The sequence below is a fragment of the Aquitalea sp. USM4 genome, from assembly GCF_004328945.1.
GTDB lineage: Bacteria > Pseudomonadota > Gammaproteobacteria > Burkholderiales > Chromobacteriaceae > Aquitalea > Aquitalea pelogenes.
On sequence record NZ_CP029539.1, the window covers coordinates 2,803,088 to 2,828,589 of the forward strand.

Annotated in this window: 25 protein-coding genes; 13 read left to right on the forward strand and 12 right to left on the reverse strand. The window is 60.0% G+C overall.

Annotation, left to right across the window (positions count from 1 at the left end):
- Window positions 1-4: 4 nt before the first annotated feature.
- Both pfkB and ptsP read right to left on the reverse strand, forming a co-directional pair.
- Entirely contained in the window at window positions 5-961 is a 957-nt protein-coding gene (gene pfkB / locus DKK66_RS12975; protein WP_131358727.1) for a 1-phosphofructokinase, read from the reverse strand.
- Window positions 958-3,462, reverse strand: a complete 2,505-nt coding sequence (ptsP, locus tag DKK66_RS12980) for a phosphoenolpyruvate--protein phosphotransferase (protein WP_131358730.1) — start codon at window positions 3,460-3,462, stop codon at window positions 958-960. The genes pfkB and ptsP overlap by 4 nt, the downstream gene beginning before the upstream one ends.
- Window positions 3,463-3,702: 240 nt before the next feature.
- On the opposite strand from ptsP, the gene DKK66_RS12985 reads away from it, so the two are divergent.
- Window positions 3,703-4,725: a LacI family DNA-binding transcriptional regulator gene (locus tag DKK66_RS12985; protein ID WP_131358733.1), complete on the forward strand. Its 1,023-nt coding sequence runs from the start codon at window positions 3,703-3,705 to the stop codon at window positions 4,723-4,725.
- Between the two features lie 57 nt (window positions 4,726-4,782).
- Here DKK66_RS12985 and DKK66_RS12990 read toward each other — a convergent pair whose 3' ends face one another.
- Window positions 4,783-5,712 carry a LysR family transcriptional regulator gene (locus tag DKK66_RS12990; protein WP_131358736.1) on the reverse strand — a complete coding sequence of 310 codons (930 nt, stop codon included), beginning with the start codon at window positions 5,710-5,712 and terminating at the stop codon, window positions 4,783-4,785.
- Window positions 5,713-5,802: 90 nt separating this feature from the next.
- On the opposite strand from DKK66_RS12990, the gene DKK66_RS12995 reads away from it, so the two are divergent.
- Window positions 5,803-7,320, forward strand: coding sequence for an MFS transporter (locus DKK66_RS12995; RefSeq protein ID WP_131358739.1), 1,518 nt, complete (start codon window positions 5,803-5,805; stop codon window positions 7,318-7,320).
- Between the two features lie 52 nt (window positions 7,321-7,372).
- Here the strand turns inward: DKK66_RS12995 and DKK66_RS13000 are convergent, their stop codons facing one another.
- From DKK66_RS13000 to aroA, 3 genes are all read right to left on the reverse strand, one after another.
- A complete protein-coding gene (locus DKK66_RS13000; protein ID WP_131358742.1) occupies window positions 7,373-7,921 on the reverse strand; it encodes a cytochrome b in 549 nt (182 codons plus the stop codon).
- Window positions 7,922-7,994: 73 nt separating this feature from the next.
- Window positions 7,995-8,441: a nucleoside triphosphate pyrophosphohydrolase family protein gene (locus tag DKK66_RS13005; RefSeq protein ID WP_062789439.1), complete on the reverse strand. Its 447-nt coding sequence runs from the start codon at window positions 8,439-8,441 to the stop codon at window positions 7,995-7,997.
- Window positions 8,442-8,586: 145 nt separating this feature from the next.
- Window positions 8,587-9,873, reverse strand: coding sequence for a 3-phosphoshikimate 1-carboxyvinyltransferase (gene aroA, locus DKK66_RS13010; protein WP_131358746.1), 1,287 nt, complete (start codon window positions 9,871-9,873; stop codon window positions 8,587-8,589).
- 275 nt (window positions 9,874-10,148) lie between these two features.
- Between aroA and cmk the strand changes: the two genes are divergently transcribed.
- The 10 genes from cmk to cysM all read left to right on the forward strand — a co-directional run bounded on the left by cmk (window position 10,149) and on the right by cysM (window position 18,612).
- On the forward strand, window positions 10,149-10,817 hold the full coding sequence (cmk, locus tag DKK66_RS13015) for a (d)CMP kinase (protein WP_062789501.1): 669 nt from the start codon (window positions 10,149-10,151) through the stop codon (window positions 10,815-10,817).
- Window positions 10,818-10,927: 110 nt separating this feature from the next.
- Window positions 10,928-12,604 carry a 30S ribosomal protein S1 gene (gene rpsA, locus DKK66_RS13020; protein WP_045846199.1) on the forward strand — a complete coding sequence of 559 codons (1,677 nt, stop codon included), beginning with the start codon at window positions 10,928-10,930 and terminating at the stop codon, window positions 12,602-12,604.
- Window positions 12,605-12,611: 7 nt separating this feature from the next.
- Window positions 12,612-12,926, forward strand: coding sequence for an integration host factor subunit beta (locus tag DKK66_RS13025; RefSeq protein ID WP_045846200.1), 315 nt, complete (start codon window positions 12,612-12,614; stop codon window positions 12,924-12,926).
- 141 nt (window positions 12,927-13,067) lie between these two features.
- Window positions 13,068-13,361 (forward strand): lipopolysaccharide assembly LapA domain-containing protein, encoded by a 294-nt coding sequence (locus DKK66_RS13030; protein ID WP_062789441.1) that lies wholly within the window; start codon window positions 13,068-13,070, stop codon window positions 13,359-13,361.
- A 77-nt stretch (window positions 13,362-13,438) separates the two neighbouring features.
- Window positions 13,439-14,599, forward strand: a complete 1,161-nt coding sequence (lapB, locus tag DKK66_RS13035; RefSeq protein WP_062789443.1) for a lipopolysaccharide assembly protein LapB — start codon at window positions 13,439-13,441, stop codon at window positions 14,597-14,599.
- 20 nt (window positions 14,600-14,619) lie between these two features.
- Complete coding sequence (gene pyrF, locus DKK66_RS13040) at window positions 14,620-15,366, forward strand: orotidine-5'-phosphate decarboxylase (RefSeq protein WP_131358749.1); 747 nt, start codon at window positions 14,620-14,622, stop codon at window positions 15,364-15,366.
- Entirely contained in the window at window positions 15,363-15,530 is a 168-nt protein-coding gene (locus DKK66_RS20180; protein ID WP_165494076.1) for a hypothetical protein, read from the forward strand. The genes pyrF and DKK66_RS20180 overlap by 4 nt, the downstream gene beginning before the upstream one ends.
- 5 nt (window positions 15,531-15,535) lie before the next feature.
- The gene (gene rfaE1 / locus DKK66_RS13045) at window positions 15,536-16,498 is read left to right on the forward strand and encodes a D-glycero-beta-D-manno-heptose-7-phosphate kinase (RefSeq protein WP_131358752.1); all 963 of its coding nucleotides are present in this window, start codon (window positions 15,536-15,538) and stop codon (window positions 16,496-16,498) included.
- Window positions 16,499-16,573: 75 nt separating this feature from the next.
- A complete protein-coding gene (gene rfaD, locus DKK66_RS13050; RefSeq protein WP_045846205.1) occupies window positions 16,574-17,569 on the forward strand; it encodes an ADP-glyceromanno-heptose 6-epimerase in 996 nt (331 codons plus the stop codon).
- Between the two features lie 155 nt (window positions 17,570-17,724).
- Window positions 17,725-18,612 carry a cysteine synthase CysM gene (gene cysM / locus DKK66_RS13055; RefSeq protein WP_131358755.1) on the forward strand — a complete coding sequence of 296 codons (888 nt, stop codon included), beginning with the start codon at window positions 17,725-17,727 and terminating at the stop codon, window positions 18,610-18,612.
- Window positions 18,613-18,675: 63 nt separating this feature from the next.
- Here cysM and DKK66_RS13060 read toward each other — a convergent pair whose 3' ends face one another.
- From DKK66_RS13060 to DKK66_RS13070, 3 genes are all read right to left on the reverse strand, one after another.
- A complete protein-coding gene (locus tag DKK66_RS13060; RefSeq protein ID WP_131358758.1) occupies window positions 18,676-19,854 on the reverse strand; it encodes a patatin-like phospholipase family protein in 1,179 nt (392 codons plus the stop codon).
- 124 nt (window positions 19,855-19,978) lie between these two features.
- A complete protein-coding gene (locus tag DKK66_RS13065; protein WP_045846207.1) occupies window positions 19,979-20,761 on the reverse strand; it encodes a 3-hydroxybutyrate dehydrogenase in 783 nt (260 codons plus the stop codon).
- Window positions 20,762-20,776: 15 nt separating this feature from the next.
- Window positions 20,777-21,517 (reverse strand): acetoacetate decarboxylase, encoded by a 741-nt coding sequence (locus DKK66_RS13070; RefSeq protein ID WP_131358760.1) that lies wholly within the window; start codon window positions 21,515-21,517, stop codon window positions 20,777-20,779.
- Window positions 21,518-21,798: 281 nt separating this feature from the next.
- On the opposite strand from DKK66_RS13070, the gene zapE reads away from it, so the two are divergent.
- Complete coding sequence (gene zapE, locus DKK66_RS13075; protein ID WP_131358763.1) at window positions 21,799-22,962, forward strand: cell division protein ZapE; 1,164 nt, start codon at window positions 21,799-21,801, stop codon at window positions 22,960-22,962.
- A gap of 48 nt (window positions 22,963-23,010) precedes the next feature.
- Here the strand turns inward: zapE and DKK66_RS13080 are convergent, their stop codons facing one another.
- The 3 genes from DKK66_RS13080 to earP all read right to left on the reverse strand — a co-directional run bounded on the left by DKK66_RS13080 (window position 23,011) and on the right by earP (window position 25,435).
- Window positions 23,011-23,553 (reverse strand): DinB family protein, encoded by a 543-nt coding sequence (locus tag DKK66_RS13080; RefSeq protein WP_131358766.1) that lies wholly within the window; start codon window positions 23,551-23,553, stop codon window positions 23,011-23,013.
- A gap of 103 nt (window positions 23,554-23,656) precedes the next feature.
- Window positions 23,657-24,220, reverse strand: a complete 564-nt coding sequence (gene efp, locus DKK66_RS13085) for an elongation factor P (RefSeq protein WP_045846211.1) — start codon at window positions 24,218-24,220, stop codon at window positions 23,657-23,659.
- Window positions 24,221-24,277: 57 nt separating this feature from the next.
- Complete coding sequence (gene earP / locus DKK66_RS13090; protein WP_131358769.1) at window positions 24,278-25,435, reverse strand: elongation factor P maturation arginine rhamnosyltransferase EarP; 1,158 nt, start codon at window positions 25,433-25,435, stop codon at window positions 24,278-24,280.
- Window positions 25,436-25,502 lie beyond the last annotated feature (67 nt).

Genomic DNA, 25,502 nt, shown 5'->3' on the forward strand with positions numbered 1-25,502 from the left:
TGGTTTAGGACAAGTGCTGCACTTCCACTTGCCGTGCCAGTTGTTCCACCTCGCTGCGTGCCGGCAGGTGGGGGCCGATGCGAGCCAGCTTGGCAGTGGCAAAGGCCACGGCCAGCCGGGCGCGGTCTTCACCGGTCAGGCGCTGGTGGCGTGCGGCGCTGAGGCCAGCCACCAGTGCATCACCGGCACCCACGGTGCTCAGCGGGTTCTGCACCGGCAGGCGGGCCAGCAGGGCGGGGCCGTCATCCAGCACAAACAGCGCGCCTTCTTCGCCCAGCGACACCACCACTTCGGCCACACCGGCCTGTTGCAACTGGCGGGCGCAGGCCAGCACATCTTGCAGGGTGGGCAGCGCACGGCCAGCCCACTGTTCCAGTTCGTGGCGGTTGGGCTTGATGCAGTCCGGCAGGCTGGCACGTGGCGCGGCCAGTGCGGTGGCCAGTGCGGCACCGCTGCTGTCCAGCAGCACATGTGCGCCCCATTGGCGCAGCTTGCCAATCAGCACCGGCAGTCGTTCCGGCTCCAGTCCTTGCGGCAGGCTGCCGGCCAGCACGATCTGGCTGCCCGGATTGACGTCTGCCGCCAGCAGGGTCAGCAGGCGTTCCCACTGCACCTCGCCTACGGTCAGGCCCGGCAGGTTGATGTCGGTGGTGCTGGCATTGGCCTGATCGGACAGCTTGATGTTGACGCGGGTGTCGCCCGGCACGCGGATGAAGCGGTCGGCAATCCCTTTGTCCTTGAACAGCGCCTCAAACGCTTCGCTGTTATTGCGTCCCAACAGGCCGGTGGCCAGCACCGGCAAGCCCCAGTCGGCCAGACAGCTGGCCACGTTCACGCCCTTGCCACCGGCATTGCTGGTGCTGGACAGCGCCAGATTGACGCTGCCGGGCTGAAAATCCTGAACGCACACCGTCTGGTCGATGGCCGGGTTCAAGGTAATGGTGATCAGCGGGCCGTTCATGACAGCAGGCTCTGCAGGGCGCGTACTTCTTCGGCGCTATCGCAATCCAGCGCCTGCTGCGCCAGCTCGGCCAGCTTGGCAAAGTCGCTGCCACGCAGGCGGGCCTTGACGCTGGCGATGTCACGCGGGCTCATCGACAGTTCGTTCACGCCCAGACCGGTAAGCAGGGCGGCACCGAACGGGTCACCGGCAATGCCACCGCACACACCTACCCAGCGGCCATGCTGGGCGGCACCTTGTACCGTCTGGTGGATCAGGCGCAGTACTGCCGGGTGCAGGCTGTCGGCTTCGGCGGCCAGTTCCGGGTGCTGACGGTCGATGGCCAGCGCGTACTGGGTGAGGTCGTTGGTGCCGATGGAGAAGAAGTCCACATGCTCGGCCAGCTTGTCGGCCAGGGTGGCGGCGGCGGGCACTTCCACCATGATGCCGATCGGCACTGCCGGGGCGTTCAGCTCGCGGCGGATGCCTTCGCACAGGCCTTTCAGGCGGGTGATTTCCTTCAGCGAGGTAATCATCGGGAACATGATGGACAGCGGCTGGCCACCACGGGCGGCGCGGTACAGCGCACGCAGCTGCGGTTCCAGCAGGTCGCGGCGGCGCAGCAGCAGACGGGCACCACGCATGCCGAGGAAGGGGTTTTCCTCGTGCGGCAGGTTGAGGTAGGGCACTTGCTTGTCGCCGCCGATATCCAGCGTACGCACGATCAGCGGACGGCCTTCCAGTGCCTGCAGCATGGCCTGGTAGGTGGCGAACTGTTCTTCTTCGTCCGGGCTGTCGTCACGTTCCAGGAACAGGAACTCGGTACGCATCAGGCCCACGCCTTCGGCACCGGCGGCAATGGCGGCGGCCACCTGGTCCGGGCGGTTGACGTTGGCAGCCACTTCCACGCTGTGGCCGTCACGGGTCTGGGCCGGCAGGCTGCGTTCGGCTTCCTCGCGCTCCTTGCGCAACTGCTGTTGTGCCATCCAGTCGCGGGCGGATTTCAGGTCGGCTTCGCCCGGGTTCAGGTAGAGGCGGCCAGCCTGGCCATCCAGAATCGCTGCCGTGCCATTGGCCACACCCAGCAGGCCGGGGCCACCGGCTACCAGTGCCGGCAGGCCGAGGGTGCGGGCCAGAATGGCGGTATGGGAAGTCGGGCCACCCTGGGCGGTGGCGAGGCCGATCACCTTGTTGGTATCCAGCCCGGCGGTGTCCGACGGCGACAGATCGCTGGCCAGCAGAATGCAGTTATCCGGCAGGTCGGACAGGGTGGTGGCTTGCAGGCTGGGGTCGATCTTGCCCAGCACGCGGCGGCCCACGTCACGCAGGTCGGCGGCACGGGCGGCCAGCAGCTGGTTGCCCAGCGCAGCCAGACGGTCGGCCAGTCGCTCCACTGCCTGATGCCAGGACCAGGCCACGCCGTGGCCTTCCACCATCAGCTGGCAGGACAGGGTGATCAGGTCGGTATCGCTCAGCAGTTCGGCCTGGGCCTTGAAAATGGCGGCTTCGGCATTGCCCAGGCGCTGGGCGGTGTCTTCGGCCAGTTTGGCCAGTTCGGCGCGGGTATCGGCCAGCGCGGCATGCAGTTTGTCACCGGCTTCGGCCAGGGCCAGCGGGTGATCGGGAATGGCGGGCAGGCCGTGGGTCAGCACATGCACCTGACCGATGGCCAGGCCGGGGCTGGCGCTGATGCCGGCTACTTCCAGCGGGTGGCCCGGCGGCTGCCAGTTGTTTTCGCTACGCTGGGCCTGGGCTTTTTGTGCGGCCAGTGCTGCGTCGGTCTGTTCCTGCGCGGTCAGGCGGGTCATCACCCCTTGCAGCGCTTGCAGCAGGGCGGCAGCATCGCTGCCTTCGGCGGACACCACCAGGCGGTCGCCGCGTTGCAGGCCCAGTTGCAGCAGGGAAATCATGTTCTTGGCGTCAGCCACATGGTGGCCGTGACGCACTTGCACCTGTGCCGCGAACTGGCGGGCGGTTTCCACCCACGCGGTGGCCGGGCGGGCGTGCAGGCCATTGGGGTAGTCCACCTGCCATTCAAACTGTTCGGCCAGATCACCAGCGGCTTGCTGCGGCGCAGCCGGTGCGGCTGCGGTATCGGACAGGGCGGCAATCAGGTCTTGCGGGTTGCTGGTGGCAAACAGCTGCTGCAGGCGGGGTTCGTCTTGCAGCAAGCGGGTAAGCCTGCGCAGAAGCTGGATGTGTTCGTCCGACTGGGCAGCAATGGCAAACAGCAGGTGGGTGGTTTGTCCCGGATTCCACTCCAGGCCCTGCGGAATCTGCAGGATGGCAATGCCGGTGCGCTTGATCAGGTGGCGGTCTTCCACCATGCCATGCGGAATGGAGACGCCATGACCCAGAAAGGTATTGGCCACGGCTTCACGTGCCAGCAGGCTGTCGATATAGGCGGCGTCGATACAGCCAGCGTTGGCCAGCAGCTGGCCGGCCTGGCGGATGGCCTCTTCCTTGCTGGCCGGAGCGGTGGCAAGGCAAATCAGTTCCGGATGGATCAGATCGTGCGACATCGGGAGTGGTCTCCTGGTACTGTTATTTTGCTGCATTGCACCCAAAAAGGGGCTGTGCTGGCTATTGTCTGGCGTTGCGTTGATGGCATTGAAAACGATTACATAATTGCTGTCAATATTGATTGTTGACTATCTGGATCAAATTTTACTCAAGTCAACAAGATGCATTGAAACCAAAGGCTTGCAATGGTTTTGGACTTGATGCACGATCACGACAATCTGACTGAAAACGATTGCAAAATGACGGTAGGCATCAAGGATGTAGCCCGCGCCGCAGGGGTATCGGTGGCAACGGTATCGCGTGCATTGGGCGGTGGCCCGGTCAGCGAGGAGCTGCGCAAGAAAGTGGAAGCAGCAGTGGCTGCCACCGGCTATCTGCCCAATCTGTCGGCGCGACGCTTGCGCTCGCAGCACAGCCACACCATCGGGCTGATTGTGTCCGATATCCGCAACCCCTTTTTCACGGCGGTCAGCCGCGCCGTGGAGGACGCCGCCTATGCGGTGGGGATGCGGGTGATTCTGTGCAATACCGACGAAAACCCGCAAAAAGAAGCCATGTACCTGCGGCTGATGCAGGAAGAACGGGTGACCGGGGTCATTTTTGCCCCTACCCGTGCCACCGCGCAAAAGCTGGACCCGCACCAGCTGGGCTTCCCGGTGGTATTGATAGACCGCGCGGCCCCGCCCGGCCAGACCGATGCCGTGGTGCTGGACAATGCCGAAGCCGCCAGCCTGCTGGTGGAACATTTGCTGGCGCAGGGCTATCGCCGTATCGGCGGTCTGTTCGGTAACACCAGTACCACCGGTGCCGAGCGCCATGCTGGCGTGGTGGCCGCCATGCAGCAGCATGGTTTGCAGGCGGAGGCGCGCTTTATTGCCCCCACGCCGGAGGCCGCAGAGCAGGCCGTGCGTGAATGGCTGCGCGAACCGGTTCAACCGGAAGCACTGATTGCCAGTAATGGCCTGGTATTGCTGGGCATGTTGCGCGGCGCGCGGGCGGCGGGCGTCAGCATTCCGGCGCAGCTGGCACTGGCCGGTTTTGACAATGACAACTGGACCGAGCTGGCCGGTCCCGGCCTGACGGTGATTGAACAGCCGGTGTACGACATTGGCCGCACCGCCATGAAGATGCTGCTGGAGCGACTGGAAGACCCGGCCCGCAGTGCACGCAAGGTGGTGCTGTCCGGACGCTTGATTGCCCGTGGTTCCACTGCGCAACCCATGGCGGCACATGCCGGGCAGCAAGGTGCCGAACCGCGCTGATCACAGGCCGTATCTGTCGCTACAAAGGACGTCAGCTGACGTCCTTTTTTCTTGCCGTCAGCCGCTGCCAGTGTGAACTGCTTGTCGTTCTGTCGCGGCAAAATGCTGTTCCAGACCGTCGAGCAGCAGCCGGGTCTTGGTGGGGTGCAAGCTGCGATTGGGCACCAGCGCATAAGTTTTCAACGGCGGCAGGGTCCAGTCGCCAAGTATGCTTTGCAACTGTCCGGCCGCCAGCGCCGCAGCGGCAAAATTGCGCGACACCAGGCATACACCGCGCCCGGCAATGGCCGCTTGCAAGCGCAGCCCGGCATTGGCTGTTTGCAGATGCAAGCCCTGTTGCAGTGTGAATTCAGTGCCATCCGCATGCAGCAAGCGCCAGGGCAGGGCGCTGGCTGCACCCAGCAGCGGCCAGCCTTGCAGTTCAGAAGGATGTTGTGGCCGGCCACGTGAGGCCAGCAAGGACGGTGCGGCAAACAGGCCCTGCTGCAAGGTGTACAGGCGCTTGCCCAGCAGGCTGGAATCCGGCAGCGGGTGACTGGTCATGACGAAACTCAGGTCATGCCCGCTGCTGAGCGGGTCGGTCTGATTGCTGATGACATCCACCTCGATGTGCAAGTCAGGATGTGCCTGCATGATGTCGCACAGCACCGGACTCAGGTGCAGGCTGGCGAACTCGTAAGGCGCGGCAATGCGCAAGGTGCCGCTCAGTGGTGCCTCGGCCAGGCCTTGCAGGTGGTCGGCCACATCTTCCAGCCGGGCAAACAGCGGGCTGATTTCTTCCAGTAAATGAAAGCCGGCCTCGGTGAGTCGCAGGCGACGGGTGCTGCGTTCCAGCAAGCGTGATCCCAGCTTCTGTTCCAGTCGTGTCAAGGCGGTGCTGACTGTTGATTTGGGCAGTTGCAGACGTTCTGCCGCCCGACTGAAACTGCCCAGTTGCGCGACACAACTGAATAGATACCAGTCATTCCAATCATTTGTACGTGGCATTGAATAATGATTTCAATTTTGACGGTTTATTCAAAATAACATGGTCTTTATAGTCAGCGCGATCCATCCCAGTCCAAAGCCTCCAGTCGAATGAATGCCTATCCCGTGCTGTTGCAAGCCCACCCCGAATGCCGACCCTGGCAGGTAAGACTGTTTGGTCTGACGCTGGGTCTGGTGACCGGGGCGGACTTTGTCGCCGTCAGCATGATGGGGGTGGCGGGAGGAGCCATTCAGGGTGGTGTGGCAGCGGCACCGCAAGAATACTTGTGGGCGCTTACCAGCTTTGCCGTGGGCGCGGTGCTGGTCAATCTGTTGCTGGGCCGCTTTGCCACCCTGATCAGTTACCGGCGTTATACCGAGTGGGCCTTGCTGCTGTTCATGGCGGGCAGTGTGGGCTGTGCGCTGGCGGAAGGAATCACCAGCCTGGCGGTGGCGCGCCTGTTTCAGGGGCTGGGTGGTGGCGGGCTGTTTACGGCCTCGCGCATCCTGCTGCAACTGGTGGCGCAGCCCAGGGAGCGCAAGCCGCTGATGTATGGCTTCTTGCTTGGCTTGTTCAGCTTGTCCGGAATCTCCCCGTGGCTATCAGCCCTGCTGGTGGAGGATTGGGGCTGGCAGGCCATTTTCTGGTTGCAGGCCGGTTTTGTCCCGCTGTTATTGCTATTGGTACAAATCAGCTATCCCCGGCATGCCGGTGCGCCCACCCGTGCCCAGGCCGGGGAGCTGGACTGGTTGGCCGTGGCAGCGCTTGGGCTGGGTGCCTTGCTGGTATTGCATACGCTGGAAGATCTGCGCTTTTTGCGCTTTAGCGCCCGTCCCGGCATGTGGTTGGCCTTGTTTGTTGGTGTGGCCTTGCTGTTGCTGGCCTGGCGACGCCTCCATACCCACCCGGACCCCTGGTTGCAGCTGCATGCGGTATTGCGGCGGCGTTATCTGATGGGGCTGGCTTTTTATGCGCTTTATTACCTGTGCAACGGGATTTGGTCTTACCTGTTGTCAGCCATGCTGCAACACGGGCTGGGTTTCGACTTTGTCACCACCGGTTGGGCCATGAGCATGGGCAGCCTGGTGACGGTGGTGATGGCCTTGTCCTATTTGTATGCCAGTCGCTGGCTGACACGGCGTCACCATGTGCTGGCGCTGGGTTTTGGCCTGCTATTGCTCTGCTGTATGTGGCTGTCACACGTAGCCATGCCGGGCGCAGCGTTGGCCAGCGTGCTGCCGGCCATCCTGCTGCATGGGCTGGTGCCGGTGCTGTCGGTATTGCAGATTGCGGCCATGACCTATGCCGAGGTGCAGGCAGAGGATTTTGCCCATGCCTATCAGCTGAAAAACATCCTGCGTGAACTGGCCATGGCAATGGGAACCGGTTTGGCTGCCTTGCAGTTGCAAGCGGGAGAGGCAGTGGCCCGCATGAGCCTGCTGGACCGTCTGGACGCCCTCAGCCTGAGGCAATGGGGAATGGGGCTGGACCTGTCTGATCTTGCGCGTTTGTCAGCTCAGGTGACGCAGCAGGCGGTACTGATTGCCTGCGACCATGCCTTGCTGGCGCTTGCATTGTTGGCAGGACTGGCCATGGTGATGGCGCTGTGGCAAAGGGATTTGCGCTGATGCAGGGCAGTAAATGCAAACACCCCGCCAAGGCAGGGTGTTTGCGTGGATATCAGGGGCGAATCGGCCCGGTCAGGCGGGTGAGAGTGTCGTCCTTGACAAAGCGGTGGTGCCAGACTGCCGCTGCAGCATGGAAAATGGCCAGCCACAGCAAGAGGTTGCCCAGCGCTTCGTGAATTTCTTTCAGGTTGTGCGCGGTTTCCTTGCCCAGCGAGAAGAACACCGGCAGCGTGCTACCCAGGAAAACCACGTCCTTGCCATTGCCCTGCACAATGGCAATGCCCAGTATCGGCAGGGCCAGCATCAGTGCATACAGCAACCAGTGTGCCGCGTGAGCCAGCAGCATGGCGACCGGCTGCGGTGCCGGGGTGATGTCAGGTACGCGGTTGGCCAGTCGCCACAGCAGGCGCGGCAGGAACAGCAACAGTACGATGATGCCAGCCTGGAAATGGCCGGACTTCAGGAAGTCACGCAGCGGGCTGCCCTTGGGTGCAATATCCTTGAATTCGATGAAAACCAGTGCGGCAATCACTGCCAGTGCACTCAGCCAGTGCAGGGCACGTGCCAGACGGCCATAACTGTGTTGTGAATTTTTCAGCATGATGCTTCCTTTTTTCAGTGGGCATGCCCGAATCAATCTGTGTGCATGTTACGCCGTATTTATTAAATCAGACTTAATCATCGTCAGCAGTAGGGTGATGTAATGACTGGGCCTGGCGGATCACCGCGCATTTGTCTGCGGCTTGCCAGCCTTCGGGTTTCAGAATCTTGCCATCGGCACGGCGCACTACCTTGCCATCAATCTGTTTGCGCAGATTGGCCTGATGAATGGCCTCGGTCATGGCTTCCAGCGGCATGCCCTGCGACAGCAGCAGCCCGGTCAGCACATTCAGCACGTCCACGCCTTCTGCAGTCAGCTCTGCCATGCGGCGTACTTGTTCCTGCTGGTCGCAGCCGGCCAGCTGTTTGAATTCCTGCAAGGCGTGCAGGAATTCAGCCATTTCTTCGTGCAGCATGGTTTCCCACATGGCCAGGGTGTTTGCTTGCAGTCCGGGTTGATCTGCGGCGGGAAGGTCGAAACGCTGCATGAATTCACGACGGATGGCGTAGAGATTGGTCATTTTGTTGTGTCTGTAATTTTAAAAATATCTATATATTGTGTTTTTTGTCCGAATTTGACAATGAAAAAGCCCGCAAGGCGGGCGTTAGCATTGTGGCGAGTCCCATGTGGCCTGCGGCAAGTGAAGCCGGGGCCGGGAGGATGGATTAGCCGTGCAGGGTGGCCAGCACCTCGAAATAGTCCGGGAAGGTTTTGGCAACGCATTTAGGGTCGTTGATGACGACCGGCACACCCAGCAGGGAAACCAGCGAGAAGCACATGGCCATGCGGTGATCGTCGTAGGTGTCGATCTCGGCGTCGGCCAGCAGCTGTGCGGGCGGGGTGATGCGGATGTAATCCTGGCCCTCTTCAACGGTGGCTCCCAGCTTGCGCAGCTCGGTGGCCATGGCCGACAGCCGGTCGGTTTCCTTCACGCGCCAGCTTTCGATATTGCGCAAGGTGGTGGTGCCATCGGCAGCCAGTGCGGCCACGGCAATGGTCATGGCGGCGTCCGGAATGTGGTTCAGGTCGGAATCAATGGCCTTGAGTTTGCCAGTGGCTTTTGCCTCGATCCAGTTGTCGCCCATGGTAATGGCCACGCCCATCTGGCGCAGGGTGTCGGCAAACTTCACATCGCCCTGGATGCTCTGATTACCCACGCCTTCCACCCGTACCGGGCCACCCGCCAGCGCACCCGCAGCAAGGAAGTAGGACGCGCTGGAAGCATCACCTTCAACATGCACTTCACCCGGAGAGATATAGTGCTGGCCGCCCGGAATGACAAAACGCTGCCAGCCCTGACGTTCCACCTGTACGCCAAAGCGTGCCATCAGGTTTAGGGTAATTTCGATATAGGGTTTGGAAATCAGCTCGCCTACCACCTCGATGGTGGTGGTTTCGCCGGTCAGCGGCAGCGCCATCAAAAGGGCGGTCAGAAACTGGCTGGAGACATTGCCCTTCACCGGAATGACTTCCCCGGCGTGCAGGCTGGCCGGACGAATGGTCAGCGGCGGATAGCCCGGCTGCCCCTGGTAGCTGATATCGGCACCGGCAATGCGCAGTGCATCCACTAGGTCGCCAATCGGGCGTTCGTGCATGCGGGCCACGCCGGACAGCTGATAATGGCCTTGCATCAGTGCCAGTGCGGCAGTCAGCGGCCGAAAAGCCGTGCCAGCATTGCCCAGGAACAGGTCGGCACTCTTGACCGGAAACTCGCCGCCCACGCCTTGCACACGGAAGTCACGGCTGTCGCCGATCTGCTCCACCTGCACGCCCAGCAAGCCCAGGGCTGCCAGCATGTGGCGGATGTCATCCGAATCCAGCAGGTCGCGCACCAGCGTGCTGCCACTGGACAGTGCGGCCAGCAGCAAGGTGCGGTTGGAGATGCTTTTGGAGCCGGGGAGCTTGATGGTGCCGGCAAGGTGCGGTGTCGGAGTGAGGCGGAGCTGTTCCATGGCGGTGCGTCGTGTCTCTGTAGTGTCTGGGTAAGTTGTCCGGGTCTTGTCATCACGCACCCTGCCTGCAGGCAGTAGTGTGCGTTGCAGCCCACCACTCTAAAGGGCAGCGGGGTAACGTGCAAACTACAATCATGGCCGTTGGCGGCATTTTTTATCTATTCCGGCCAGAAAATCCGCCCGAAACCGTTCCTGAGTCAGGGGGGCTGCGGTAAAATCAGCATTTTGGCCATGCGCGCCTGTCGCGGCCTGCCTTGCGGATGCAAACCAAACCCATGTCTGTTCCTGTCATTACCATTGACGGCCCCTCTGCTTCCGGCAAGGGAACTGTCGCCGCCATCGTCGCCCAACGCTTGGGTTTCCACTATCTTGATTCCGGTTCCCTGTACCGCCTGCTTGCCCTGCATGCGCGCAAGCTGGGAGTGAACTGGGACGATGAAACCGCGCTGGCCCGCCTGGCTGCCGGTTTGCCTGCCGCATTCGAGCAAGGCGTGGTGTTGCTGGATGGCAACGATGTCAGTGCGGAAATTCGTGCCGAGGAAATCGGCATTGGCGCTTCCAAGGTGGCTGCGCTGCCGGCAGTACGTGCCGCCCTGTTGCAGCGCCAGCGTGATTTTGGCGTGGCGCCGGGCCTGGTGACGGACGGTCGCGACATGGGTTCGGTGGTGTTCCCGCAAGCCGCCGTCAAGATTTTCCTGACCGCCAGCGCGGACGAACGTGCAAGGCGCCGCTATAAGCAGTTGATCGGCAAGGGAGAATCTGCTAACCTTCCGCAGATTAAGCAGGACATTATCGATCGGGACACGCGTGACGCGGCCCGGCCGGTAGCGCCGCTGCGACAAGAGCCGGACGCCTTTCTGCTCGACACCACGGAGCTCACCATCGACCAGGCGGTTGATACAGTGCTTCGCCACTTCGGGCAGTACCAGGCCTCCGGCATATGATTTTTTAAAGGGGCAATTCCTGCTGCATTGCAAGATGCGCCCTGTGTTCAACCCTAACCCCGCACGCCGCAAGGTGTGCACCGAGAGTAAGCTTGATGACTACCCTCTCCATGGAAAACTTTGCCCAGCTGTTCGAAGAAAGCCTGACCCTTCACGACATGCGCGTGGGCGAGGTGATCACTGCCGAAGTCGTTGCAGTTGATTCCAACTTCGTAACTGTAAATGCCGGCCTGAAGTCCGAATCCCTGATTCCGGCCGAAGAATTCAAGAACGACGAAGGCGTTGTTGAAGTTGCTGTTGGCGACTTCGTGACTGTTGCCATCGACGCACTGGAAAACGGTTTTGGCGAAACCAAGCTGTCCCGTGAAAAAGCCAAGCGTCTGGCTGCATGGGTTGAGCTGGAAGAAGCGCTGGAAACCGGCAAGATCCTGTCCGGCCTGATCTCTGGCAAGGTCAAGGGTGGCCTGACCGTTATGGTCAACGGCATCCGCGCCTTCCTGCCGGGTTCCCTGGTTGACGTACGTCCGGTGAAAGACACCACCCCGTACGAAAACAAGAACATCGAATTCAAGGTTATCAAGCTGGATCGCAAGCGCAACAACGTGGTTGTTTCGCGTCGTTCCGTTCTGGAAGAAACCCTGGGCGAAGAGCGCAAGGCTCTGCTGGAAACCCTGAAAGAGGGCGCCGTTATCAAGGGTATCGTCAAGAACATCACCGACTACGGTGCGTTTGTTGACCTGGGCGGCATCGACGGCCTGCTGCACATCACCGACCTGGCATGGCGTCGTGTGAAGCACCCGTCCGAAGTTCTGGCTGTTGGCGACGAAGTAGAAGCCAAGGTCCTGAAGTTCGACCAGGAGAAGAACCGTGTATCCCTGGGTCTGAAGCAACTGGGCGAAGATCCGTGGGTTGGTCTGTCCCGTCGCTACCCGGCCAGCACCCGTCTGTTCGGCAAGGTAACCAACCTGACCGACTACGGCGCGTTCGTTGAAATCGAACAAGGCATCGAAGGCCTGGTACACGTGTCCGAAATGGACTGGACCAACAAGAACGTACACCCGTCCAAGGTAGTTCAGGTTGGTGACGAAGTTGAAGTCATGATCCTGGAAATCGACGAAGACCGTCGTCGTATCTCCCTGGGCATGAAGCAGTGCCTGGCCAACCCGTGGAACGAGTTTGCCGACAACTTCCACAAGGGCGACAAGCTGAAGGGCGCGATCAAGTCCATCACCGACTTCGGTGTGTTCGTTGGTCTGCCGGGCGGCATCGACGGCCTGGTTCACCTGTCCGACCTGTCCTGGAACGAAGCTGGCGAAGAAGCCGTACGCAAGTTCAAGAAGGGTGACGAAGTTGAAGCCGTTGTTCTGTCCATCGACGTGGAAAAAGAACGCATCTCCCTGGGCATCAAGCAACTGGAAGGTGATCCGTTCAACAACTACGTTGCCATGAACGACAAGGGCGCCATCGTCAAGGGTACCGTGAAGACTGTTGATGCCAAGGGCGCTGTTGTTGCTCTGGACATGGACGTTGAAGGTTACCTGCGTGCTTCCGAGCTGTCCCGTGACCGCGTGGAAGATGCCCGTACCCTGCTGAAGGATGGCGACGAAGTGGAAGCCGTGATCATTGCCGTGGATCGCAAGTCCCGCAATATCAGCCTGTCCATCAAGGCCAAGGATGCTCAGGAAGACAGCACCGCCATGAAGAACCTGTCGGTTGACAGCGCTTCTGCCGGTACGACCAACCTGGGTGCTCTGCTGAAGGCCAAGCTGTCCGGCTCCAACGAGTAATTGCATCATGACCAAGTCTGAGCTGATCGCACGGCTGGCAGAACGTCTTGCCGAGCGCAATTCTCAGTTGGTCTACAAAGATGCTGAGCTGGCCGTCAAGACCATTCTGGATGCGATGGCCAGCAACCTGGCACAGGGTAGCCGTATTGAAATCCGTGGCTTTGGTAGCTTCGACCTGAACTACCGTCCGCCCCGCGTAGGGCGGAACCCGAAATCAGGTAGCAGTGTCTCGGTTCCTGAGAAATATGTGCCGCATTTCAAGGCCGGCAAGGAATTGCGCGAACGGGTAGATCTGTCCCTTCTGGAGCAGACTCAGGCCTGAACGCCATGACCGCTGGTCTCGCAAGCCGAAACAAAGCGCCGCTTATGCGGCGCTTTTTCTTTGTTTGACCATCCTCTTGCTTGGGTTGCAGCACACTATCGTTTAAACTTGCACTCCGGTCACCCCTTCCGAGTAAAAAGCATGCGCTACATCGTGCGTATCATCGAATTGGCCCTGCTGGTTTTTCTGATTGCCGTCACCGTACAGAACAGCCACATGGTCGAATTCAAGCTGTTTTTCGGCCAATCCTGGTCGGCACCGCTTATCGTGTTCCTGCTGGTGTTCTTTATTGCCGGTGCTGCCGTTGGTTTGCTGGCCACATTTTCCTATTATCTGCGCATGCGCAAAGAGCTTTCCCTGCTCAAGAAAGAGCTGCGCAGTCGCCCCCCCTCCAGCAAGGTTGCGGTTGATCCCAGCGATGCGCTGGCTGATTGATTAGGCCTGCCTCTACTGACGCCGCGGTGCGCATGGCACGCGGCGCAGAATCTTACCCCTGTTGAAGGAAGCTTTCTTTGGAACTGGATCTGTGGTGGCTGTTGCTGCTCCCGGCATTTTTCGGGCTGGGCTGGCTGGCAGCACGGGTGGATATGCGCACCGTATTGAAACAGGCAAAGTCGGTCCCTACCGGCTTTTTCCGTGGCCTGGATGCCCTGGTGGATGACAAGACCGATATTGCAGCACAGTCTTTGGCCGAGGTGTCCCGGCAGCAGGGCTCTGCCCCGGAATTACAGCTGACCCTGGGCAAGCTGTACCGCAAGCGTGGTGAAAACGACCGTGCCATCCGCTTGCACCAGCGCATGCTGGAGTCGTCTGATTTGCCCGCCGAACAGCGCGACATCGTGCGTAACGAACTGGCGCAGGATTTTCGCAAGGCCGGCCTCGTGGACCGGGCCGAAGAAATCTTGCTGAAACTGTTGAACGGCAATATGACCCTGGCGGCGCGCCGTCAACTGCTGGATATCTACCAGCAGGACAGAGACTGGTACAAGGCGATTGAAACCGCCAGGGAGCTACGCAGCGATGCGCATTCCTTCCAGCATGAAGTGGCGCAGTTTTATTGCGAGTTGGCACAGGGCGAGTTGTACCGCTCCAATTACCTTGCCGCCCGTGAACTGGTGGCCGAGGCCATGCAGGTCAATCGCAAATGTGTGCGTGCCAGCCTGATTCTGGGCGATATCGAGTTTGCCGAAGGCAAAATCGAGGCTGCGATTGCGGCATGGCAACATATTGAAAAACAGAATGCGGAATACTTGTCGATGGCGGCAGAGCGTCTGTTTGACGCTTATGAAAAGCTGGACAAGCCGCAGGAAGGCATAGCGCTGTTGCAGGGTTACCAGAAAACCTTCCCGCAACTGGAAATGACCGACTTGCTGTACCAGAAACTGTCGGCCTACGAAGGTGAAGAGCGCGCGCTGGAAGTGGCACGCCAGGCCGTGCATGCCCGCCCCAGCCTGATGGGTGTCTATCGCTTGATCGAAGCACAGATGGACGAGCTGTCACCAGAAGGGCGTATGGACGCTGAAGTGGCGCGTGCCCTGATTCAGAAGCATGCAGCGCGGCTGACCGTACACCGCTGCAAATGTTGCAATTTCCGCTCGCGGGCCTTCTTCTGGCATTGCCCCGCCTGCGGCGAGTGGGAAAGCTTCACGCCCAACCGCTCGGAAACCCATTGAGAAAATATTCAGGAGAAAGAATGAATCCGCTAATTGCCGCCGGTATGGATCTGGAACCGGCATCTCCTGTGGTAGTGGCGCTGGATTTTGCCGATGCGCCGTCGGCCCTTGAATTTGCAGCCCGTCTGGACCCGCAGCAATGCAGGCTCAAAGTGGGCAAGGAGCTGTTTACCGCTTCGGGCCGCAATCTGGTGGAAAGCCTGGCTGCCCGTGGTTTCCAGGTATTTCTTGATTTGAAATTCCACGACATCCCCAATACCGTGGCGCACGCTTGCAAGGTGGCGGCGGATGCCGGTGTCTGGATGGTGAATGTGCATGCCTCCGGCGGTCGCCGCATGATGGAAGCTGCCCGTGAAGGGCTGGCCCATTACAGCCAGCGTCCCCTGCTGATTGCCGTGACGGTGCTGACCAGCATGGAAGCAGCCGATCTGGTAGATATCGGCATCACCGCTTCGCCGCAGGAGCACGTATTGCGTCTGGCTACGCTGACCCGTGATTGTGGTCTGGATGGTGTGGTGTGCTCGGCACAGGAAGCGCCCATGCTCAAGTCGGCACTGGGGCAGGACTTCAAGCTGATCACCCCGGGCATCCGTCTGGCCGACAGCGCCGCTGATGACCAGCGCCGGGTGATGACGCCAGTAGCCGCCTTGCAGGCCGGGGCTGATTATCTGGTGATCGGCCGCCCGATCACCCGCGCGGATGCGCCGCTGGAAGTACTGCGCAAGATCAATGCCGATATCGCTACTTACCGGGCTACGCTGTCATGAAAATGACCGTTGTTGGTTCCGGCTACCTTGGCCTGGTCAACACTGTCTGGCCGGCTGAAATCGGTAATCCGCCGCAAGCGCCGGTGATTCTGGCTGGCTGCAATATGTATGACCCCGCCTGGCTGCGCGAGCCGGGCTTCGACTATCAGGCGATAGGACGCTGAAGAGCATGAATCTGTTGCAACAACTTGGACTGGACCGCAGCAAGCTGGCTGCTGACCTTGCTGGTGCCCGCGTATTGGTGGTGGGGGACGTGATGCTGGACCGTTACTGGTTTGGCGATGTGTCACGCATTTCACCGGAAGCGCCGGTGCCGGTGGCGCGTATCGGCCGCATGGAAGAGCGTGCCGGTGGCGCTGCCAATGTGGCGCGTAATATCGCCAGTCTGGGCGGCAAGGCTTCCATTTTGTCCGTGGTGGGCGATGACGAGGCGGCCACGGCACTGGAACGGCTGATGAAGGACGATGGCATCACCACCTTGTTCAAGCGGGATGCGGCCATCTCCACCACCATCAAGCTACGGGTGGTGGCGCGCCAGCAGCAGTTGATCCGGCTGGATTTTGAAGATGCACCCAGCCATGAAATCCTGGCTGACAAGCTGGAGCAATACCAATCGGTACTGGCCAGCCACGACGTGGTCATCCTGTCCGATTACGGCAAGGGTGGCCTCACTCATGTGGCGCGCATGATCGAACTGGCACGTGCTGCCGGCAAACCGGTGCTGATCGACCCCAAGGGCGATGACTATGCCAAGTATGCCGGTGCTACCTTGCTGACCCCCAATCGCAGCGAGTTCAAGGAAGTGGCAGGCAGCTGGCAGAACGAAGAGCAGCTGATTGCCAAGGCGCAGGCACTACGCAGCCAGCTGCAGCTGGATGCACTGCTGGTGACCCGCAGCGAAGAAGGCATGACTTTGTTCCGCGCCGATGGCGCCTTGCACCAGCCTACCTTCGCCCGCGAAGTATTCGATGTCTCCGGTGCCGGCGATACGGTCATCGGCACCCTGGGCCTGGCCATGGCCGCCGGTCTGCCCCTGCCGACCGCCATGAGCCTGGCCAATGCCGCTGCCGGCATCGTGGTGGGCAAGCTGGGTACCGCCGTTTGTACCCAGCAGGAGCTGTTTGCCAGCTGATTGGCACGACACCGCATCATGCAGCCGGATGACAGGAGTGATCCCTGCTGGCTGCAAACAGAAAAAGGATGAATCATGACTATCGTGGTGACCGGCGCAGCCGGCTTTATTGGTTCCAATATCGTCAAGGCGCTCAATGCGCGTGGCATTACCGACATCATTGCGGTAGACAATCTCACGTCGGGTGACAAGTTCCGTAATCTGGTGGACTGCGAAATCTCCCATTACCTGGACAAGCATGATTTCCTGAATCTGCTGCTGGAAGGCGAGTACGAGGGCGAGATCAGCGCCATCCTGCATCAGGGGGCCTGTTCCGACACCATGAATCACGACGGCAAGTACATGATGGACAACAACTATCAGTACACGCTGGCCCTGTTCGATTACTGTCAGCACGAGGAAATCCAGTTCCTGTTTGCCTCCAGTGCGGCCACCTACGGCAAGGGCACCATCTTCAAGGAAGAACGCCAGTACGAAGGCCCGCTCAATGTCTACGGCTATTCCAAGTTCCTGTTCGACCAGGTGCTGCGCCAGCGCATGAAAGAAGGCCTGTCGGCCCAGGCGGTGGGATTCCGCTATTTCAATGTCTACGGCCCGCAAGAGCAGCACAAGGGACGCATGGCCTCGGTAGCCTTCCACAACTTCAACCAGTACCGTGAACACGGCAAGGTCAAGCTGTTTGGCAGCAATGACGGCTGGGGCAATGGCATGCAAAGCCGGGACTTTGTTTCGGTGGAAGATGTGGTCAAGGTCAACCTGTATTTCCTGGACAATCCGGGCAAGAGCGGTATCTTCAACCTGGGTTCCGGTCGCGCCCAACCGTTCAATGACGTTGCGGTGTCCACCGTCAATGCCTGCCGTCGCCACGAAGGCAAGCCGGCACTGAGCCTGGACGAACTGGTAGCCCAGGGCATCATCGAGTACATCGACTTCCCGGAAGCACTGAAGGGCAAATACCAGAGCTTTACCCAGGCCGATATCGGCAAGCTGCGCGATGCCGGTTACAGCGCGCCCATGCTGACGGTAGAGCAGGGCGTTGATCGTTACGTAGACTGGCTGATCAGCCGCTAAGGCTTGTTCACCCTGCCAAAACCGCCATGCCATGCGCTGGCGGTTTTTTCATGCCCGCTGCGAGCAGGCTGGAAATGGTTATTTGATTAGAAATAACGGTTCGACTGGAAGGTGGCTGCAGGCCGTATAATGGCGCTCTCGCAAGGAGACCCACTGTGTACAAGTATCTGGAAGATTTCGTCGGTCACACTCCGCTGGTACGGCTCAAGCGCATGCCGGGTGACAGCAGCAATATCGTGTTGCTCAAGCTGGAAGGCAACAACCCGGCCGGATCGGTCAAGGACAGGCCTGCACTGTCGATGATCCGCCGGGCCGAGGCGCGCGGCGATATCAAACCGGGTGACACGCTGATCGAGCCGACCAGTGGCAACACCGGTATTGCACTTGCCATGGCTGCGGCGATGATGGGCTACAAGATGATCCTGCTGATGCCGGAGGGTTCCAGTGCCGAGAGGGTGCAAACCATGCGTGCCTATGGTGCCGAAGTCATCCTGACTCCCAAGGAAGCCTCCATGCCCGGTGCCATTGACGAGGCGCACCGCATGCAGCGTGCCGGGCTGGGCGTCATCCTCGACCAGTTTGCCAATCCGGATAACCCGCTGGCACATTACGAGAGCACCGGTCCGGAAATCTGGGCCGATACCCAGGGGCAGGTCACGCACTTTGTCTCCAGCATGGGCACCACCGGTACAATCATGGGTAACAGCCGCTTTCTCAAGGAAAAGAATCCGGCCATCCAGATTATCGGCGTGCAGCCGGAAACCGGCAGCCAGATTCCCGGCATCCGCAAATGGGAAGATGAATACCTGCCGAGGATCTGCGATTTCACCCGTATCGATCAGCTGATTCATGTGTCGCAGCAAGAGGCAGAAGACACCGCGCGGCGACTGGCTCGCGAAGAAGGCATTCTGGCCGGCCCGTCCTCTGGCGGGGCGCTGGCAGTAGCGCTGCGGCTGAACCAGCAACTGGAGAATGCAGTCATCGTTTCCATCGTCTGCGATCGGGGCGACCGCTACCTGTCGACCGGCCTGTTTCCGCTGTAAGGCGAACATCTCCACAAAAAAAGCCGTTTCCATCGGGAAACGGCTTTTTTTCTGCCTGGTGGTTTAGCGATGAATATCGTGGGTCACGCAGGGGTTGGCGGCATCCGGCATGTCCAGCCAGCCAGGACGCTGCAAGCTGTTGCGGATGTCCTGATAGCCGCTGTGCCAGTGCTGGCGCATGGTTTGCATGCCAAACTGGTAGTCCTTGTAGTGATCGTCGTAAACCTTGTCCTGATAGATCAGATGGATGATATTCAGCCGCTGGCTACCGGCGGCACGCCGCGCAGCCTGGAATATTTCCTTGTCGTGATGCTCGGCCGGAACCAGCTTCATCAGCTCGGACAGCATTTCGCGAACGTGCAGTTCATGACGCAGCACATCGGTCGTCATCCGGGTGCGACTGGAGTACTGAATGTCTTTCTGCCGCATGGCCACCTCCTTCATGTTGTGGGGCAGATCGCCACGTGCGCTCCACAGGTCCACCTGGAATGCCAGGATATTGCTGTGCTCGTCGGCATCAATCAGCTGCCCCAGCGGGGTATTGGATACCACGCCGCCATCCCAGTAGAACTCGCCGTCGATTTCCACCGCGGGAAATCCTGGCGGTAGCGCACCCGAGGCCATGAAGTGTTCTGCGCGCAGCGTGTGCCGCGTATTGTCGAAACACACAAAGTTGCCGGAACGTACATTGACCGCGCCCACAGACACCCGCATCTGTCGGCTGTCATTCAGCCGATCAAAATCCACCAGTTGTTCCAGCGTCTGCTTGAGCGGGCTGGTGTCGTAAAAGCTGACCTCTGCCGGACTGCAATTTGGGTGAAAACGCCAGGGCAGGCGCGGACGATAAAACCCGTTCTGACCTTCCAGCAGCGAGCGCCAGGCTTCCCAGCCGGCCAGCATGTGTTGCATCGGGTCTGGCCATTGGCTGGTATCCAGATGACTCAGTGGCGTGGAGGGCAGCAATGGTGGCTGGCAGATGGTTTCCCAGAAGCGCCGGAGCTGATCCACCCGTTTGTCTGGCGGATTGCCGGCAATGATGGCGGCGTTAAGTGCGCCAATGGAGATGCCCGCAACCCAGTTGGGATGCAGGTCGGCCTCTGCCAGGCCCTGGTAAACCCCGGGCTGATAAGAACCAAGAGCGCCGCCCCCTTGCAGCAGCAAGGCCACTACCTGGTATTGATGACCTCGGGGCAGGCTGTGACTGCGATAAAGCGGAAGATGTGCTTGGCGGGAAACACCCATGCCATGACTCCTGTGTCGATTTGCGTACGGTTCCGGGGCGGTGGTGCTGCAATGCAAGACCAGCCTGCACCGGATGGTGCAGGCTGGCGATGTGGCCCAGCGCTTGCTGCTGCTGGGGCCGGACTTACTGCATGTACCAGCCGTGGCTCACCACAAAGGACTGGCCGGTCAGTGCCGCGCTGGGGAAGGCCGCCAGGTACAGCGCGGTTTGCGCGATATCGTCCACCGTGGTGAACACCCCATCGACAGTGTCACCCAGCATCACGTGCTTGATGACTTCCTCTTCGGAGATGCCCAGGGTCCTGGCTTGTTCCGGAATCTGCTTTTCCACCAGCGGGGTACGGACAAAGCCGGGGCAGATGACGTGCGAGCGCACATTGTATTCCGCCCCTTCCTTGGCCAGCACCTTGCTCAGGCCCAGCAGCGCATGTTTGGCGGCGACATAGGCCGACTTGAGTTTGGAGCCTTCGTGCGAGTGCACCGAGCCCATGTAAATGACAGTGCCGCCGCGCTTGTCCTTGTACATGTGGGAGAGGGCGGCCTTGGTGGTGAGGAAGGCGCCGTCCACATGAATGGCTTGCAGGCGTTTCCAGTCGGCAAAGCTGAAGTCCACCAGCGGGCTGATGATCTGGATGCCGGCGTTGGAAATGAGAATGTCCAGCTGGCCAAAGGCATCCACTACCGCCTGGGTGCCTGCATTGACGGCCTCTTCATTGGTGACATCCATTGCCACGCCCATGGCCTTGCCGCCTGCGGCTTCAATTTCCTTTGCTGTGGCCTGTGCCGCTGCCAGATTGATGTCGGCAATGGCAACCGCAGCCCCTTCACGGGCGAAGGTTTCGGCGATGGCACGGCCAATACCGCTGGCGGCACCGGTAATCAGGGCAACTTTTCCTTGCAGCTTCATGAGACTTCTCCTGTTTCAGGCCAGATAATCAAATTCGACTTTACCAAGACCCAGTGTCAGGTCGGCAACGTAATGCTTGGCACCCAGTATCTCCAGTACCGGCAAATCATGCACCGGGGCCAGGGCATGGGGGAAGAGTGACAGTGCGGCAGGGCCAGTCCAGGCACCGTGCACTTGCACATCCAGCATGGGGAAGCTGACCAGCTCGCAAATGCGCGCGGTGCCGTCAACATGCGGGATGATTTTCAGCAAATAGTTGGGTGTGGTGCGCAGGCTTTCGGCAATGGCATCACGGTCCAGTTCCCGGTGTTTGTAACCCATGCTGCCGGTGGCGATACGCACCGGGCCGTAATCAAGCTCACCCACCAGGGTGTCGGTATGCACTTTCAGGCGGGGATGGGCCATTTTCTTGGGAAAACCCCACAGCTCACGTCCACCGGCCGTAGGTGGGTGATCATTCAGATACATGGCGTGGGTGTAGTTGCCGCGCTCGCCCTGGTACAGGACCGGGATTACCTGCCCGCTTTCGGTGTAGTCACCAAAACCGGTGGAATCCGGCATGCGGATGAACTCGAAATTGACCACTGGTTCGGCCATTTGCAGCGGGGACGGAATCACTGCGCGCAGCTTGTCCGGGTCGGTGCGGTAACTGATGATGAAAAATTCCCGCTGGTAAAAGCGATAAGGGCCAGGAGGGAAGGCCGGGCTGCTGATGGGCATGGCAAACGCCTGCTGGCGAATCTGTTCGATTTCCATTGAGGTCCCCATAGTGGTGGTGGGCGGATGAGGGCATGGTTCGCAGCTGAACCGTTGGCAAGAATGGGGTGGATGCGCAGTGTCTGCCAGATGACAGAGCTGGTAGAAGGTATGGGATTTTTAGCGCAACTGACACCGACAGGCGTTGGCCATGCGCATGAGCGAATTGCTGTGGAATCGGGTTATCATGCAGGCTTCACTGTCAGATGGCCGGCACGCCGCATGGTCATCCCGCGTGGGCTGCTGCCTGCGCCATAACGCCAAGAACACAAGCACACACTATGTCTCAGCACACCTTTTCTCCCGATGGAACGGCGCTGACCAGCCCCAAGGCCTGGTATCAGGCAGCCAGTGAGAAGCCCGGTTTCATTCACGATGCCGCCCAGGCTGCCGCTATCGAGCAGCTGGATGCATTGTGGCATCAACTGTTGGAGTTCAAAGACAAGCGCAACCGCTTTCTCGGCCGCAGCCTGCGTAGCCCGGATGTGCCGCGCGGCCTGTATTTCTGGGGTGGGGTGGGGCGCGGCAAGAGCTTTCTGATGGATGCCTTCTATGCCTGTGTGCCTTACCGTCGCAAGCGTCGTATCCATTTTCACAATTTCATGGCCGAGGTGCATCGCGAGCTGCGCGAGCTGGCCGGTAGCAAAGACCCTTTGCTGGCCTATGCTGACAAGATTGCCCGTGAGACCCGTCTGCTGTGTTTTGACGAATTTCATGTCAGTGACATTGCCGATGCGATGATGCTGGGCCGCCTGCTCAGTGCCTTGTTCGAGCGTGGTGTGGTGCTGGTCACCACCTCCAACTATCCGCCGGACGGCTTGTATCCCAATGGCCTGCAACGGCAGAACTTCCTGCCAACCATCGAACTGATCAAGCGCGAGCTGGATGTGCTGAACGTGGATGGTGGCAATGATTACCGCCTGCGCGAGCTGACACGTGAGCCCTTGTTCATGGTGCCGGACGACGCGGCTGCCGAGGCGCGCATGGAAGGCATGTTCACCCGCTTGAGTAGTGAAGAATTGATTGCCAAGCAGGAAATCGAAGTGCTGGGGCGGCAGATTCCGGTGAAAAAACTGGCACCGGGCATTATCTGGTTCGACTTTCTGGCCATTTGCGACGGTCCGCGTGCGCAGACCGACTATCTGGAAATTGCCACCGAATTCCACACCGTGTTCATCAGCGGTATTCCCAGGCTGGCGGCCAAGGATGCCTCCATTGCCCGCCGCTTTACCTGGCTGGTGGATGTGTTCTACGACAACCGGGTGAAGCTGATTGCCTCGGCTGCGGTGCCAATCGACGATATTTACACCGACGGCGTGCAGGCCAGCGAGTTTTTCCGTACTGCCAGCCGGCTGACCGAGATGCAGTCCAAGAGTTATCTGGAACTGCCGCACCAGAGTGCCGGCCAGACCCACGACCAGCCGCCGCCGGGCGTGGTGATCTGACGCTTGTTCCGCTGTGCAACGGCCAGACTTTGTCTGGCCGTTTTGCTGTCAGGCTTGGGGAATATCGTCGATCAGGGCAATCAGGTCGGTGACACCGATGTCCTCGCCCAACTGGGACAGCAAGGTGGTGGCCTGGCCACGGTGGTGGGTCTGGTGGTTGAAGAAGTGCAGCAGCAGGGCATTAAAATTCTTGCGCTGTGCGATGCCACGGGTGTTGTGATAAGCCAGCGGCTGATCAAGATCGCTGTCCTCAAGCTCGCTGCATAGCCGGATGATGACTTCGTCCAGCAGCTGTCGTCGCGCCGCCAGTGCTGGCAACTGGTCAAACAGCAGCCCGTTCAGGGTGGTGGGGGAAGCAATAGCCTGCAGCGGCTGCAAGGCGGCAAAACCGGCCGGATGCTGGCCAAAGCGTTGCAGCCACAGGGTATCGGCCACCACGATGTGATTGAGCGTGCCGAACAGCGAACCAAAAAACGCGCCGCAATCCTGCTGCAAGGCGGCCACCGGCAAACGGGCGGCTGCCTGGTAAAGCCTGTCATTCATCCACTGGTTGTAGCGGGCTTGCAGGGCAAGCTGTTCGAGTCGGTTCATGGTCCCCTCCTGAAAACAGCACGATAACGCAGCATTTGCCGGAATGACAGGCAAAACAAAAGCGGCCATCTGGCCGCTTTTTGCACAGCATTCAAACAGGCGATCAGGCGCGCTTTTTGAATTCGCCGGTGCGGGTGTCGATTTCGATCTTTTCGCCAGTGTTGACGAAGGCCGGAACCTGAACTTCGAAGGTGGTGCCTACCAGCTTGGCCGGCTTCAGAACCTTGCCCGAAGTGTCGCCACGTACGGCCGGTTCGGTGTATTCCACTTCGCGGATCACGGTGGTCGGCAGTTCCACGGAGATGGCCTTGCCATCGTAGAAGGTTACCTGGCAAACATCTTCCATGCCGTCAACGATGTAGTTGATGGTGTCGCCCAGGTTGTCGGCTTCTACTTCGTACTGGTTGAATTCGCTGTCCATGAATACATACATCGGGTCAGCAAAGTAGGAGTAGGTGCAATCCTTGCGGTCCAGAACCACGACGTCGAACTTGTCGTCAGCGCGGTAAACGGCTTCAGAGCCGGCGCCGGTCAGCAGGTTCTTCATCTTCATCTTCACGACGGAAGCGTTACGGCCGGATTTGCTGAATTCGGCTTTTTGCACGACCATCGGGTCGTTGCCTACCATGAATACGTTGCCAGCGCGGAGTTCTTGTGCGGTTTTCATTACGTGTAAAGTCCCAAACTCTTGATTGAACTCGGAAAACGGTTTCCGAAAAACGGGCTATTTTAGCCGGTTTTGTATGAATTGCACCAGCCGCATCCCCAAGTCACCGTGTTGCAGCAGTTTGTCGGGCCAGTGGCGGCTGTGCCGGTGCCATTGCGGCAGCTGTTTTTCCAGTTGTTGCCAGGCGGCCACCATGCCCTGGCCGTGGTTCCAGGCGTGGCTGACGGCACGCAGGGCCGTGGCGGTCTCTGCATCCAGCGTGGCGCAATAGTGTGACAAAAAGGCATCAAGCTTCACCATGTGCGCAGCGTCGTCTTGCGGGTAGATGTGCCAGATGAAAGGCCGTCCGGCCCATTGCGCCCGCACGAAGCTGTCTTCTCCGCGCACGAAGTTGACATCACAAGACCACAAGCTCAGGTCGTAACAGTCCTGATCGGTCATCGGCAGCACATGCACGGTGAGTGAACCTTGGCTGACATGCTGGCCTGCCTTTAGCGGCTGGCCCATCACGGCTTCCACGTCAGCCAGCACCTTGCCTTCCGGCACCATGCAGTGCACCGGCAGCGTGCTGTGCGTCCAGTAGTCCAGCAATTCGCGGGCCGCCGGGTTTTCGTAGGCAAACAGGCTGACGCGCCATTCTTCCGGCTGTTTTTCCGGGATATCGAACATCTGCCAGAAGGCGCGCTGTGCCAGACTGTCCTGTTGCCACTGCTGGCGGGTTTCGATCAGACCGTCCTCGCACAGCAGGCCGCCGGTGCGATCGGTAAAACCCGGAAAGAAGAAATGCTTGGTCAGCGGCAGACGCGGGTGGGGCGAGGCCATGCCATGGCAGCCTTCCACCCAGTCTTCGGCCGACAGGTATTCCAGATTGATCCAGACCGGTTTGACGTCAGCCCGTGCCATGGCGTGTTCCACGGCGTCGGGCAGTCGGCAGCCAAATGCTTCTATCACCACCTGTGCCGGTTGGTAGTCGACAAATGCGTCATCCGCGCGCCACTGGCACACGCAGATGCCATCCAGCTTCTGACTGGCCAGGCCCGGTTCCAGCAGCGGGGCAATGCGGCCGAAGCTGGCCAGGTCGTCCACCCACAGGCGCACCACGTAGCCAAAGTCGTGCGACAGTCGGCGTGCCAGTCGCCAGGCGACGCCGATGTCGCCGTAGTTGTCGATGACGGTACAGAAAATGTCCCAGCTGAGGGGGGAGGAGTCGGGCATGGTGCGGGCATCCGGGAAAAAGCAGGCGCAGCATAGCACGGCAAGGTGACAGTGTGAGGAAGATGCC

Coding starts and splice junctions, on each gene's coding strand:
- pfkB (WP_131358727.1), bottom strand. CDS start 961: ATGAACGGCCCGCTGATCACCATTACCTTGAACCCGGCCATCGACCAG.
- ptsP (WP_131358730.1), bottom strand. CDS start 3,462: ATGTCGCACGATCTGATCCATCCGGAACTGATTTGCCTTGCCACCGCT.
- DKK66_RS12985 (WP_131358733.1), top strand. CDS start 3,703: ATGACGGTAGGCATCAAGGATGTAGCCCGCGCCGCAGGGGTATCGGTG.
- DKK66_RS12990 (WP_131358736.1), bottom strand. CDS start 5,712: ATGCCACGTACAAATGATTGGAATGACTGGTATCTATTCAGTTGTGTC.
- DKK66_RS12995 (WP_131358739.1), top strand. CDS start 5,803: ATGAATGCCTATCCCGTGCTGTTGCAAGCCCACCCCGAATGCCGACCC.
- DKK66_RS13000 (WP_131358742.1), bottom strand. CDS start 7,921: ATGCTGAAAAATTCACAACACAGTTATGGCCGTCTGGCACGTGCCCTG.
- DKK66_RS13005 (WP_062789439.1), bottom strand. CDS start 8,441: ATGACCAATCTCTACGCCATCCGTCGTGAATTCATGCAGCGTTTCGAC.
- aroA (WP_131358746.1), bottom strand. CDS start 9,873: ATGGAACAGCTCCGCCTCACTCCGACACCGCACCTTGCCGGCACCATC.
- cmk (WP_062789501.1), top strand. CDS start 10,149: ATGTCTGTTCCTGTCATTACCATTGACGGCCCCTCTGCTTCCGGCAAG.
- rpsA (WP_045846199.1), top strand. CDS start 10,928: ATGGAAAACTTTGCCCAGCTGTTCGAAGAAAGCCTGACCCTTCACGAC.
- DKK66_RS13025 (WP_045846200.1), top strand. CDS start 12,612: ATGACCAAGTCTGAGCTGATCGCACGGCTGGCAGAACGTCTTGCCGAG.
- DKK66_RS13030 (WP_062789441.1), top strand. CDS start 13,068: ATGCGCTACATCGTGCGTATCATCGAATTGGCCCTGCTGGTTTTTCTG.
- pyrF (WP_131358749.1), top strand. CDS start 14,620: ATGAATCCGCTAATTGCCGCCGGTATGGATCTGGAACCGGCATCTCCT.
- DKK66_RS20180 (WP_165494076.1), top strand. CDS start 15,363: ATGAAAATGACCGTTGTTGGTTCCGGCTACCTTGGCCTGGTCAACACT.
- rfaE1 (WP_131358752.1), top strand. CDS start 15,536: ATGAATCTGTTGCAACAACTTGGACTGGACCGCAGCAAGCTGGCTGCT.
- rfaD (WP_045846205.1), top strand. CDS start 16,574: ATGACTATCGTGGTGACCGGCGCAGCCGGCTTTATTGGTTCCAATATC.
- DKK66_RS13060 (WP_131358758.1), bottom strand. CDS start 19,854: ATGGGTGTTTCCCGCCAAGCACATCTTCCGCTTTATCGCAGTCACAGC.
- DKK66_RS13065 (WP_045846207.1), bottom strand. CDS start 20,761: ATGAAGCTGCAAGGAAAAGTTGCCCTGATTACCGGTGCCGCCAGCGGT.
- DKK66_RS13070 (WP_131358760.1), bottom strand. CDS start 21,517: ATGGAAATCGAACAGATTCGCCAGCAGGCGTTTGCCATGCCCATCAGC.
- zapE (WP_131358763.1), top strand. CDS start 21,799: ATGTCTCAGCACACCTTTTCTCCCGATGGAACGGCGCTGACCAGCCCC.
- DKK66_RS13080 (WP_131358766.1), bottom strand. CDS start 23,553: ATGAACCGACTCGAACAGCTTGCCCTGCAAGCCCGCTACAACCAGTGG.
- efp (WP_045846211.1), bottom strand. CDS start 24,220: ATGAAAACCGCACAAGAACTCCGCGCTGGCAACGTATTCATGGTAGGC.
- earP (WP_131358769.1), bottom strand. CDS start 25,435: ATGCCCGACTCCTCCCCCCTCAGCTGGGACATTTTCTGTACCGTCATC.